Annotated in this window: 17 protein-coding genes; 7 read left to right on the forward strand and 10 right to left on the reverse strand. The window is 49.2% G+C overall.

What is annotated here, in order from left to right; all coding sequences use genetic code 11:
* The first annotated feature begins 157 nt into the window (after positions 1 to 157).
* The 7 genes from RTM06_RS08415 to RTM06_RS08445 are packed head-to-tail and all read left to right on the forward strand — an operon-like array spanning position 158 to position 3522.
* Positions 158 to 832 carry a hypothetical protein gene (locus RTM06_RS08415; protein ID WP_312181374.1) on the forward strand — a complete coding sequence of 225 codons (675 nt, stop codon included), beginning with the start codon at positions 158 to 160 and terminating at the stop codon, positions 830 to 832.
* Entirely contained in the window at positions 829 to 1200 is a 372-nt protein-coding gene (locus tag RTM06_RS08420; RefSeq protein WP_312181375.1) for a hypothetical protein, read from the forward strand. Before RTM06_RS08415 ends, RTM06_RS08420 begins: the two co-directional genes overlap by 4 nt.
* Entirely contained in the window at positions 1197 to 1553 is a 357-nt protein-coding gene (locus RTM06_RS08425) for a hypothetical protein (RefSeq protein WP_312181377.1), read from the forward strand. The genes RTM06_RS08420 and RTM06_RS08425 overlap by 4 nt, the downstream gene beginning before the upstream one ends.
* Complete coding sequence (locus RTM06_RS08430) at positions 1553 to 1792, forward strand: hypothetical protein (protein ID WP_312181379.1); 240 nt, start codon at positions 1553 to 1555, stop codon at positions 1790 to 1792. Before RTM06_RS08425 ends, RTM06_RS08430 begins: the two co-directional genes overlap by 1 nt.
* On the forward strand, positions 1785 to 2123 hold the full coding sequence (locus tag RTM06_RS08435) for a hypothetical protein (RefSeq protein ID WP_312181381.1): 339 nt from the start codon (positions 1785 to 1787) through the stop codon (positions 2121 to 2123). Before RTM06_RS08430 ends, RTM06_RS08435 begins: the two co-directional genes overlap by 8 nt.
* A gap of 51 nt (positions 2124 to 2174) precedes the next feature.
* Complete coding sequence (locus RTM06_RS08440) at positions 2175 to 2405, forward strand: excisionase (protein WP_061716907.1); 231 nt, start codon at positions 2175 to 2177, stop codon at positions 2403 to 2405.
* Positions 2398 to 3522, forward strand: a complete 1125-nt coding sequence (locus RTM06_RS08445; RefSeq protein WP_309835128.1) for a phage integrase Arm DNA-binding domain-containing protein — start codon at positions 2398 to 2400, stop codon at positions 3520 to 3522. The genes RTM06_RS08440 and RTM06_RS08445 overlap by 8 nt, the downstream gene beginning before the upstream one ends.
* A gap of 123 nt (positions 3523 to 3645) precedes the next feature.
* On the opposite strand, the gene RTM06_RS08450 is transcribed toward RTM06_RS08445, so the two are convergent.
* The 10 genes from RTM06_RS08450 to RTM06_RS08495 form a co-directional block, all read right to left on the reverse strand.
* Positions 3646 to 3870 carry an isocitrate/isopropylmalate family dehydrogenase gene (locus RTM06_RS08450; protein WP_312181391.1) on the reverse strand — a complete coding sequence of 75 codons (225 nt, stop codon included), beginning with the start codon at positions 3868 to 3870 and terminating at the stop codon, positions 3646 to 3648.
* Positions 3871 to 4090: 220 nt separating this feature from the next.
* Entirely contained in the window at positions 4091 to 4333 is a 243-nt protein-coding gene (locus tag RTM06_RS08455; RefSeq protein WP_312181284.1) for a hypothetical protein, read from the reverse strand.
* Between the two features lie 53 nt (positions 4334 to 4386).
* Entirely contained in the window at positions 4387 to 5649 is a 1263-nt protein-coding gene (gene umuC / locus RTM06_RS08460) for a translesion error-prone DNA polymerase V subunit UmuC (RefSeq protein WP_312181286.1), read from the reverse strand.
* On the reverse strand, positions 5649 to 5888 hold the full coding sequence (locus RTM06_RS08465; protein ID WP_222182926.1) for a DNA polymerase V: 240 nt from the start codon (positions 5886 to 5888) through the stop codon (positions 5649 to 5651). The genes umuC and RTM06_RS08465 overlap by 1 nt, the downstream gene beginning before the upstream one ends.
* Positions 5889 to 6031: 143 nt before the next feature.
* Entirely contained in the window at positions 6032 to 6217 is a 186-nt protein-coding gene (locus RTM06_RS08470) for a hypothetical protein (protein WP_312181288.1), read from the reverse strand.
* A 146-nt stretch (positions 6218 to 6363) separates the two neighbouring features.
* A complete protein-coding gene (locus RTM06_RS08475; protein ID WP_312181290.1) occupies positions 6364 to 7605 on the reverse strand; it encodes a tail fiber domain-containing protein in 1242 nt (413 codons plus the stop codon).
* 59 nt (positions 7606 to 7664) lie between these two features.
* The gene (locus RTM06_RS08480; protein WP_312181292.1) at positions 7665 to 7949 is read right to left on the reverse strand and encodes a TonB family protein; all 285 of its coding nucleotides are present in this window, start codon (positions 7947 to 7949) and stop codon (positions 7665 to 7667) included.
* Between the two features lie 82 nt (positions 7950 to 8031).
* On the reverse strand, positions 8032 to 8688 hold the full coding sequence (locus tag RTM06_RS08485; RefSeq protein ID WP_312181294.1) for a hypothetical protein: 657 nt from the start codon (positions 8686 to 8688) through the stop codon (positions 8032 to 8034).
* On the reverse strand, positions 8685 to 8996 hold the full coding sequence (locus RTM06_RS08490; protein WP_312181296.1) for a hypothetical protein: 312 nt from the start codon (positions 8994 to 8996) through the stop codon (positions 8685 to 8687). Before RTM06_RS08490 ends, RTM06_RS08485 begins: the two co-directional genes overlap by 4 nt.
* A 9-nt stretch (positions 8997 to 9005) precedes the next feature.
* Positions 9006 to 10130 (reverse strand): DUF1983 domain-containing protein (locus RTM06_RS08495; protein WP_312181389.1); only part of this gene is annotated, 1125 nt, incomplete at its 5' end.

Raw genomic sequence — 10130 nt, forward strand, 5'->3', positions numbered from 1 at the left:
ATGAGTGGTTTACCTTAATGGACCGCTGGAGCAGTCGAATCAATCGGCCACAGTACCGCCTTGACCGGTTGGAGAAGTCTGGCCACCTCGAACGTCGAGTAACAGGCGAATATCCAAATTTAGTTAGTTATTACCGTAAAACTTCAGGCGGTGCAGCATGAAAGAGCGCGGAATTATCTTCAACGCCGAAATGGTTCGTGCAGTTCTGGAAGGCAGAAAGACGCAGACGCGACGCATGTTGTCGCCTCGCCAACTCAAGATGATCGATGCAGCTGCCAGCATTGGTGAGTGCTACCCGCTTGAGTCTGGCCACCAGCACGAAAACAGTCAGAGCTATTACCGTGAATGTTGCCCGTTCGGTGCAGTAGGTGATCGGGTGTGGGTGCGTGAGACGTGGATGCCTGACGCACCGCGTGATGGTAGTTGGGCTGATGTGTCGTTTTACGGCTGTAAGGGTTCACCCCTGAGCATGATACCTGAGCGCTATCGCAAGCCTGAGCATTGTATTCACCGCGCATCTTGGGAAGGTAGCGAAATGGTTGGTTGGACACCATCCATCCACATGCCGCGCTGGGCTTCCCGCATAACTCTGGAGATTATCGGCGTTCGTGTGGAGCGGCTTTGGGATATTACAGAGGAGGATGCCAAGGCTGAAGGTTGTACGTTTGAGGCTCTGAGGTTAAAGCCTGGCACTCGCGAAGTTGAAGAGATGGGACACACTGCCGTTTCCCACTTTGGCGGATTGTGGCAATCCATCTATGGCGATGAAAGCTGGCAGGCTAACCCGTGGGTGTGGGTCATTGAGTTTAAGCGCGTGGAGGGTGATGCATGAAGACTAACGCACAACTAAAAGCACATTGCGAAGACGTTATCGACAATCCGCAAGACCATCTGGATTGGGTGGTGGATATGGCGAGAGTGGCGCTGGCGAGCCTTGAGGCGGTTCCTGTTGGCTACGTCAGCAATTACAGCCGTAAATGCGCCGCTGATGGGCATCTAGGCTACATAAGCAATCATATGGTTGCGGGACTGGAGGGCGGGTATGTTTATGACGCGCCGCCAGTGCCAGAGCAGAAGCCGATTGAGTTGCCACAACTGATTTCCTCATGGGAGGGTAATGATGTGATAAGCGGCAGAAATAGAGGAATCACCGACTGCGCTGAAGCATTGCGTAAACAGGGGTATGAGGTGAAAGCATGATGACCCAAGAGCAGAAAAACGAGTTAGCTGGTCTTTGCAGAATTGAAATCCGTCGCTGGAAGCATGCGGCCGAAGCCGTTCCGGATAAGCGATACATGGTCGAACTGATGGAGATGGCACTTGCCGCACTCACCCAGCCTGCGAGCCCGGCTTTGAAGTTGCCTGATGAGATGGTGGAGAGTGGCGTTAATGGAAGGCTCTATCACAACGAGGGATGGAACGCCTGCATTGCCGAAGTGAAGCGCCTCAATGCCCCACACACAGCACCAATAGAGCCTATATGTGCCACAGGTGGTGCAGATGCTGCATTTCGTGAAGCCATCAGGCTGATTACCGGGCCGGAGGTGAAGTGATGCAAGCAACAGCCGCAGCGGTAGTTTTCACGGACTCCGAAACAGGTCAGGGTTATATTCGAACGCTTTCGGATTGGGAAACCAACTTGATTCTGAGTCAATTGCAGGCACTTGATGATGGCCCTCTGAAGGCCTACCCGGTACACCCAGTTGAAATTAAGCGCATTACGTCAGAAGAATTCCGGCTAGCAAGGGCTATAGCTGAAGCCAACAAAGATATGGGGATCGGCGATGCCTAAATCACCCGCAGAACGTAAGAAAGACCAGCGCGCAAGGCAGGCCGCTGCCGGTGAGCAGAAACTGGAGCTGGTTCTGGATAGTCAGGAATTAGCGATGCTGGCGCACAACTGCGCCGCCCGTCGCCCCGGTCGCGAACCCTATGATGCAACTGAGTACATCGCGCTGCTGATTCGCCAGGATGATGCGCGTTTGCGTGGCCGTATTCGGGTAATCAGTAAACGGCAGTGTGGGAAGTGTGGCGATCAACTGCCGGTGCAGGATTGCCCATGCAAAGGTGAAGCAGCGTGCTGGGCTAATCGCGGCTGGCATGAAACTAAATTAATACTGTGACATGTCACAGTAAGAAATCCTGTTGCAGCAGGTAATGCGTGGAGGTTCGTTATGGCTCGTTGGGTAGTTCTTGAAGAGTGGGCTGAGAGTGAATTTGGGAAGCCGATACCCGGCAAGGCGTCGCTCCACAAGTTTGCAAAAAATGGCATGATATCGCCCCCTGCCCGTAAGGTTGGCAGACATTGGCGTGTTGAATGTAATGCGAAATTCGTGGGGATCGAGAAACCCATGACTAAGGATAGTGATAGCCCACTCCTCAAGAGGATATTAGAAGATGGCTAGACCGAGGAAATATAACGTCAATATCCCCGGCCTCTCCTGTTTCACGGATGCTCGTACTCAAAAGGTTTACTGGAGGTACAAGCATCCTGTGACGGGAAAATTTCATGGCTTGGGAACTGATGGTGACGCAGCAAAGCAAATTGCCATAGAAGCAAACTCAAGGTTGGCAGAACGTCAAATGGCGCAGCTTTTAAAAGTAAGAGATGAGATAAGCCGGGAGCAGAAAAAGGGAATTTCTGTTTCTGCTTGGGTGGAAAAATATCTGGAAATTCAGGCAGAGCGACTTGAGACCGGAGAAATCCGGTTCAACACTCACAAGCAAAAGCTGGCACCACTAAAAGTTTTTGTTTCTGAAGTTGGATTGAAGAGTGTCGATGATATTTCCGTTCGTGAAATCGCCGATCTTCTTGACCAGTACAAAGAGCGTGGGCAGAACCGTATGGCCCAGATTGTGCGGATGGTGCTGATTGACCTTTATAAAGAGGCGCAACATGCAGGTGAAGTTCCACCTGGTTATAACCCTGCCCTCGCTACGAGAATGCCCCGTAATAAGGTTCAGAGGGAACGCCTTAATCTTGAAGAATGGACTGCTATCTTTGATGCCGCCGCAGCCTTGCCGAACTATGTTCAGAATTCAATGCTGCTCGCTCTGGTAACAGGTCAACGCCTAGGGGATATCGCGAAGATGCAATTCAGTGATATTTGGGATGGCCACTTACATATCCAGCAAGAGAAGACCGGCACTAAGTTAGCAATCCCTTTATCTTTACGTTGCAGCTCGATAAATATGACGCTTGAAGATGTTATTTCGAGATGTAGAGACAGAATCCTGAGTAAGTTCGTGATCCATCACCATCACACTACTTCTCAGGCACAACGTGGTGAAGCTCTGACGATCAGTTCTATCACCACTGGATTCAGCAAAGCTAGGAAATTGACCAATATCGAGTGGGAATCTGGTACCCCTCCAACATTCCACGAACAAAGGTCACTTGCTGAACGTCTTTACCGTGAACAAGGCATGGATACAAAACGCCTACTTGGACATAAAAATCAGGTTCAAACGGACAAATACAATGATGACAGGGGTAAAGAATGGCTGATAGTGGCCGTCTAAATTAGAGAGATTTTTAGCCAGTTTTGCAGAAGGGTTTTGCTGGAGTTTTGCAGAAGAGATTTCGAGGTGGTTAATTCACCCCAACTTCCTGACAGGAAATCGGGGTGACAATAACATGAGTTATTACATGTTGTTGATGATCGCGTCACCAAACTCTGAACATTTCAGCAGTTTAGCTCCGTCCATCAGACGTTCGAAATCGTAGGTCACGGTTTTGTTAGCGATAGCGCCTTCAACACCTTTAACGATCAGGTCAGCCGCTTCGAACCACTCCAGGTGACGCAGCATTACCTTGCAAAAAATAACATAAGCATCTGAATATAATTGAATTTTCCCTATTTTAATAATCGTAAATGATTACTTTTGGCTTTGAGATTAATCCTTATAAATCATAGATATGATTATAGTTTTGCAGAATAAATTTACCGCTTCGCTAGCTATTTTTAAGAGCGAGTCTATTTTCAATAAGTCGCTCTTACTTCCCTGTATTGACGACTCAACTCCATTGGAAATGTTTTGCACAGGATAGTGCAAGCCCGGTTAGCCACCACTACCGGGCTTTTCTTTATCAAAATGGCGCCTCATCGTCTGTGTTCAAGGTTGTAACCTCATGCGTCACCACTCCCACCACCGCTATATCTTCCAGCAGGTCATCCATCAGGAATGCGCCATCGTCGGTAATAAGTCGCCGCGGATGAATCATGATCATCGCCCACTCATACATGCCTGACATATCGATCAGCACCGTGTCACCATTTACCGGGTAACGCTGCTTATCGATTATGCACCTGCGGCCATTGAGCTCGACCATGCTGGAAGTCTCACGCGTAGACAGGATGTGCTGCAGCGGCTGAAGCAGAAACGTTACTTCGCCACTGGCAGGTCCGACAGTCTGGTGGTGTATGCCGGAGACAACATTTCGCGCTTCATCTCCCAGGATTTCTGAATACCCTGTCCTGCAAACCATAATTTCCCCTTCCCGCTCTGGTTGAGACCGTCAACGACACGCATCAGCGATTCGCTGTTAGCCTGTGGCTTGAATTCATCAAAGAGATTGAGCTGTGACACGCCCTGACTGTAAAAGTCGCCCAGCATCACGCCTGCTTTCATATACCGGCAACCGTCGCGCCATATGTGGTCGAGCCCCTGCATGGCAACGCGTATTATTTCTCGCGTGTCATTTGTTGGAGTTAGGAGTCTGCCCATGGCCTGGTTGCCATAGAACACTTCACCTTCTGCATGTGGGCTTGTTCGGACGAAGACAGCTACCTGACTGCAATACTGGCGTTCTCGCCTCAGCTTCTCAGCAGCGCGTTCTGCGTACGAGCAAACCGCCTGCCTCATGTCCTCGTATTCAGTAATGCGCGAACCAAACGAACGTGAGCAGACAATCTGCTGCTTAGTCGGCGCGAACTCTTCCAGCTCGAGGCATGGCTCGCCGCGCAGCTCGCGGATGGTTCTTTCCATTACGACAGTGAAGTTATCGCGCATCAGCTTTATGGGGCTGTCCGCTAAATCCAGGGCTGTATTCACGCCCATTATTTTTAGCCGTTTGGCGATTCTCTTTCCGACGCCCCATACATCCTCAACGTCAATCAGCGCCATAAGTTTTCGCTGGCGCCCAACGTCCGACAGGTCAAGAACACCGCCGGTCTTCGTCCACTTTTTGGCAGCGTGGTTAGCCAGTTTCGCCAGCGTCTTTGTCTGTGCGATACCAACACCAACAGTGAGGTGCGCCTCCTGCTTTATTCGCGCTCTCACCTTTCGGCCGAGTTCATCGAATGACTGCAGTCTGTCCAGTCCGGTGACGTCCATGAATGCCTCATCGATCGAATAGACCTCAACCGAAGGCGCCATATCTTCGAGTATGGTCATCACCCGGTTGCTCATGTCGGCGTACAGCGCATAGTTGCTGCTGAACACGTGAATCTTGTGCCGGCGGATTTCGTCCTTTAGCTTGAAGTAAGGCGCACCCATCGGGATTTTCAGCTCTTTCACTTCAGCGCTGCGGGCGATAACACAACCGTCGTTGTTGCTGAGCACCAGAACCGGCTTACCGCGCAAATCAGGCCTGAACACCGTCTCGCAGCTGGCGTAAAACGAGTTCACGTCAACGAGCGCAAACATCACATGCCGCCGTTTGGATTGAAAACCTGAAAGGTGCGCTCATCGCCATCAGCCGTTGAAATGTCACGGAAGGTCGTCGTGTGCATCTCTATCCAGCTATTGGCGGCGCGAAGCGTGTAATGCCAGTTCAGCCGTTCCAGTTCGCTCACAAAGTCGAGCGTGCTGATAGTGAAGCGGCCTGAGGCATCTCGCTTCATAGCCTGCTTAAAGGCCATCCTAATTTCGTAGTCGCGGGGCATGGTCATCTCCCTCCCTGATGGATGCTGTATATAAATACAGTAATATCGATCGGTAGGATCGATCAAGTCGATTGATGATGGTTTTTAGGAAGGGATTGGCGCGGAAGGATTTTTAGGTGGGCGACAATGCCGCCCGGCTGGTGTCAGCGTTCAAGCAGATGCAGGGCGATGTCTCTGGCTATGTTGGGCTCTTGGTTTGATTCACCGAGAATCACTTGCATCAGAGCATCTCTCGATAGCTGACGCTTCTCTGCAAGAATGGTTATCGCAGCTTCGCCGATTATGCGAGCCACTTCATGTTGAGCCTCTTTGTTGAGTAGGTTTTCCATAACGCCTCCTTGGTCTGCAGTTCTAACGTGCGCCTGCAGCAAGGTGATCACATGAGAAACGGCTCAAATAGTCTAACCTCAAGGTTAAACCCGCAGCCTGCATGAAGATGGACGCGGTATTAAGCTGCCCCGTCGCCGGGGCTTTTTTATGCGTCCAGACCATCTATAGCTTTCAAGCGTTGCTGCAATTCTGATATCACTGAGTTTTGGTTATCAATAACTCCTGATAGCTCTTTTATCGCCTCTACCAACAAACCAACTGTATCACCGTACGCCACACCGAGTGCATCAGGGATGATTTCTCCCTTTTTCATACCATTAATGTTGCTCTGGAGGGTGTAAGGACCCATGACAGATACGGCCTCAGGCAGTACGGCCTGCAAATCCTGAGCTATAAGCCCCGTGAATTTTGATCCATCCCTGTTACCCGTGTAACCTGTGAGCGATTTGACTTTGGCTAAGGCATTATCAATAGCTTTCAAGTCTGACTTGAATCTTTTATCAGAGCTATTCTGCCAGGTTCCGTTTATAGCATATGCGTTTCCGTCACTACGGAACTGCCAGTATTTTGACGTGTTCGAACCCGAGTCATAATTGCTGATAGTTGTCTGTGAGAACTGTCCATTATTCAGTTCAGGAAAAATACTCGATCGGATTGTTGTTCCATTCTGATCTACTATAGTCCCCTGATAAAGCAAACCGCCATTTACTAGCGTACCGCTGACCGAAGTAATCGTCTTTCTGACAATTGTTTCACTTGTCAACGTCCCGCCCGTTTTGTTATTTATTGTTCCAAGTCTTGAATCATTTCCCTGGGCGAATGTATTAGCTGCTGTCCCGAATGGAGATGCACTACCAGTACCGCCCTTATTTATAGAGAGGGGCCCATTAAATGTTGCTAGTTCACCTAATCCAAGATTAGTGCGAGCTGTTGATTTGTCTGTCAGATCATTAAGGTTCTGCGCCTTATCAAGCTTGTTTCCAAACTGTGTTGACATGTAGCCCCAGCTTGGACCGGTAAAAGTGGTACGATCCGGGCGCGTTACAGTTACAGATTGATCTCCACTGTAAATTTTCTGCCAGTTCTGGAAATCAAGAATGCGCCCGCGCGCAACCTGTGCGAAGTCGTTCAGGATTTTTTGTGTGATAGCCACCTGCATTGATGCCGGAACAGCATTCCACGCAAGGCCTGATGTAGTTGGACCATCGAAAGCAATTGAAAGAGTTAACTGTGTGTTTGATGTTACGGACGAAACCACCAGCGTGTAAGGTGCGCTGCCCACTGTGACGTAAACGAAGTCACCTTGCTTAAGCTCAGTAGTAAAGCTTGTTCCTGTGCCGGTTACAGCATTAGAACCGTTCGTTAAAGCGATAGTGCCTACTGGCATAGTTTTCTCCGGGCGTAAAAAAGCCCGGCACATTTGGCCGGGCTATATCAATGTGATGTTCAGTTCGCTTTGAAAATTACTTTAAGTGAAACGTCTTTTTGGGGCTTACCCTCTGGGTAACGCCACAATGAAACCTGCCTCTTCACGCTTCGATCAAAAACATATTCTGGATCAGCGCTGATAAGGCGAATATTTTCCGTTCTTCCGCTACTGCTTACGTCATAAAGCACGTTAACCTCTCCGCCAATACGGAGTTTTTCCGGTCGATCAGGATATGAGATTACGTTTGCGGCATTAGCCAAGGATGAAAATAATATAATAGATAAGAAAATAAGTTTGCGCATGCTGCCCTCCAGAATTATGGTATAACAGCGCCATTTTGAAATTGGTTCAAATCGTGAAAACGATCTTTGGGATCAAATTTACTTATGTCAGGTTGGGTAGGATTGCGTATGGAATCCTTAAACCATATGGTTTGAAAGAAGATGCCCAAGTATTCTGCAATTTACTCACCCACTGGCATTGCAGAACCCCACCAGAAAACCTGAAGTAAATACCCGAGTATCCAGTGTTAGTTCCTCCATCATCAAAAATATTCCCATACGCAAGAGCACTGGAAAGGATATATGTATTGGTCCCGATATTTTGAGAATAAACAGCATTATCTAAATCATAGTTTGCCGGGATGTCAAAGAAGCCAAGTATGCGAGGAATCTTTGCAGCCATAACGGCTGACCAGATCAGCTCACCTGCAGCATTGAATACATCTTTGTATCCGCTCTCTACGGGAATATCACTTCTCGTTCTTGCTACGATACCGGCATTAGCTGTCATCCAGTCACCTTGCCCGGCAAAGAAGAACCTTGATCCCTCGCTGGGCTTAAACCACTTGAGCGAACCATCATTTCCCGGCCTTGCTGTAACAAACCCCATATCAGTGGAATTACCAAGCTGACATTTAATATCGTAATAACCTATGTCAGTTAAATTTGAATAACCTATGGTATCTCTGAAGTATGTGCCCTTATAATTGGAATCAATTACAAGTGCTCCAGCAGCATTAAATATTTGATATCCACTCATATGAAAGCGTACACGTCCAAAGTTAATGTTACAGATTTCGGGCCGCCAACTCTTATTACCTGCACCCCGCCATTAAGACATCGAGCCGCAAATTCATAACTATCCGCGCCTAATCCGGGTGTATTTGACTGAGCGCCTACGATTACTGCAAAGCAACCAATTAGAGTAGAACCGGAGAAAGGCACAAATAATTGAGCAGCGTTCGTATCGATTGAAGCAGACGCTCTGCCTAAATAACGTGTGTTGTAATCGCCTATATCAACCACCATTTTACCGGTGGCATCCCAGCATTGCAGTCCTGCGGGCATACATTCTCCTTACCAGAGCCCTTCCCTGATGCGTAATGTTCCATTTCCGTCGTAAGTTAATTTGAGAACACCACTATCAAGCACTCTCCCTGCACCATTAGCCGCATTTCTTTCAAATAATCCAGACTTATCCAAACGCCAGCCAGCAGAACCAGAAACGAAGTTGTTGGACTGAATAAAGCTGCCGATCATGGCATTCTCTATCCATCCCTCACCGATGAACGCCTGATTAATCAGTACCTGACCATTTCTGATGATGAATGGTGAAAACACGTTATTGCCGCTGCCGCTTGCCACAACAAACTGATTGGCGTTTACAGCAAAGCGCGTGACCACTTCGGTTCCGTTAATGGTGACAGCGACAGACATGCCTGCGTCGTAATTGGTTCCGCCGTACTTGATGCCCGCTTTCAACGTGTAGATTGCTGAGCCGCCGGACGCATCTGCATACGCTGTCATCTTCTCGGAGATAGCCGCCTGCTGCTGATCGAACTGCGCAACAACATCCGTCCGTAACTCGGCAACTGATTTTTCAGCGTCCGCGGCCACTTTCTGCGCCTGGAGAATGCCAGCAGAGTTTTCACCAAAATTAGCCCACTGCTGATCAACGTGGTCGTAGTTAGCGAGAATGTCTTCCGCCAGTGCTTTCGGATCGGTAATTATCGGATCAAGCAACGCCTGACCATCTGGCGATTCAATAAATTCCTGGAATGAATCACCGATCAGGTCGTTGGCATTGGTATTGCTGGCCCCTTCGACAAATCCGGTCCAGTCACCTTTATTGCCGATTTTGTCTATCAGGCGCGCGCGGTACCAGCGGCGTATACCGGCAGGCATCGGCCCGTGCTGATAGCTGACGCCTGGATATGGAACGTTAGCCAGGAACAGCGGATTCATGCCGTCTGCGGTAGTCGCTACTTCAATCTCGGTATAAGCCGTGTCACCAGAGCCAGCCGGGAAGCCCCACTGGATGTTGATGGCCCACACCACATCTGTTGTCGCGATCAGGCTAACCGGCGTTCCCGGCTTGCCAATCTTGCCAGACAGCGTTGTTGACTGCGCATAGCCCCACGGTGATGAAACGTCCACCGCATTGACGGCGCGAACACGCACGTCATAAATACCGGCATAGAT

Source organism: Pantoea sp. CTOTU46764, from assembly GCF_031974595.1.
GTDB classification, from domain to species: Bacteria; Pseudomonadota; Gammaproteobacteria; order Enterobacterales; family Enterobacteriaceae; genus Pantoea; species Pantoea trifolii.

Excerpts from the sequence above, each read along its gene's own strand:
- RTM06_RS08415 (WP_312181374.1), top strand. The coding sequence starts at position 158 with ATGAAAGAGCGCGGAATTATCTTCAACGCCGAAATGGTTCGTGCAGTT.
- RTM06_RS08420 (WP_312181375.1), top strand. The coding sequence starts at position 829 with ATGAAGACTAACGCACAACTAAAAGCACATTGCGAAGACGTTATCGAC.
- RTM06_RS08425 (WP_312181377.1), top strand. The coding sequence starts at position 1,197 with ATGATGACCCAAGAGCAGAAAAACGAGTTAGCTGGTCTTTGCAGAATT.
- RTM06_RS08430 (WP_312181379.1), top strand. The coding sequence starts at position 1,553 with ATGCAAGCAACAGCCGCAGCGGTAGTTTTCACGGACTCCGAAACAGGT.
- RTM06_RS08435 (WP_312181381.1), top strand. The coding sequence starts at position 1,785 with ATGCCTAAATCACCCGCAGAACGTAAGAAAGACCAGCGCGCAAGGCAG.
- RTM06_RS08440 (WP_061716907.1), top strand. The coding sequence starts at position 2,175 with ATGGCTCGTTGGGTAGTTCTTGAAGAGTGGGCTGAGAGTGAATTTGGG.
- RTM06_RS08445 (WP_309835128.1), top strand. The coding sequence starts at position 2,398 with ATGGCTAGACCGAGGAAATATAACGTCAATATCCCCGGCCTCTCCTGT.
- RTM06_RS08455 (WP_312181284.1), bottom strand. The coding sequence starts at position 4,333 with ATGGTCGAGCTCAATGGCCGCAGGTGCATAATCGATAAGCAGCGTTAC.
- umuC (WP_312181286.1), bottom strand. The coding sequence starts at position 5,649 with ATGTTTGCGCTCGTTGACGTGAACTCGTTTTACGCCAGCTGCGAGACG.
- RTM06_RS08465 (WP_222182926.1), bottom strand. The coding sequence starts at position 5,888 with ATGCCCCGCGACTACGAAATTAGGATGGCCTTTAAGCAGGCTATGAAG.
- RTM06_RS08470 (WP_312181288.1), bottom strand. The coding sequence starts at position 6,217 with ATGGAAAACCTACTCAACAAAGAGGCTCAACATGAAGTGGCTCGCATA.
- RTM06_RS08475 (WP_312181290.1), bottom strand. The coding sequence starts at position 7,605 with ATGCCAGTAGGCACTATCGCTTTAACGAACGGTTCTAATGCTGTAACC.
- RTM06_RS08480 (WP_312181292.1), bottom strand. The coding sequence starts at position 7,949 with ATGCGCAAACTTATTTTCTTATCTATTATATTATTTTCATCCTTGGCT.
- RTM06_RS08485 (WP_312181294.1), bottom strand. The coding sequence starts at position 8,688 with ATGAGTGGATATCAAATATTTAATGCTGCTGGAGCACTTGTAATTGAT.
- RTM06_RS08490 (WP_312181296.1), bottom strand. The coding sequence starts at position 8,996 with ATGCCCGCAGGACTGCAATGCTGGGATGCCACCGGTAAAATGGTGGTT.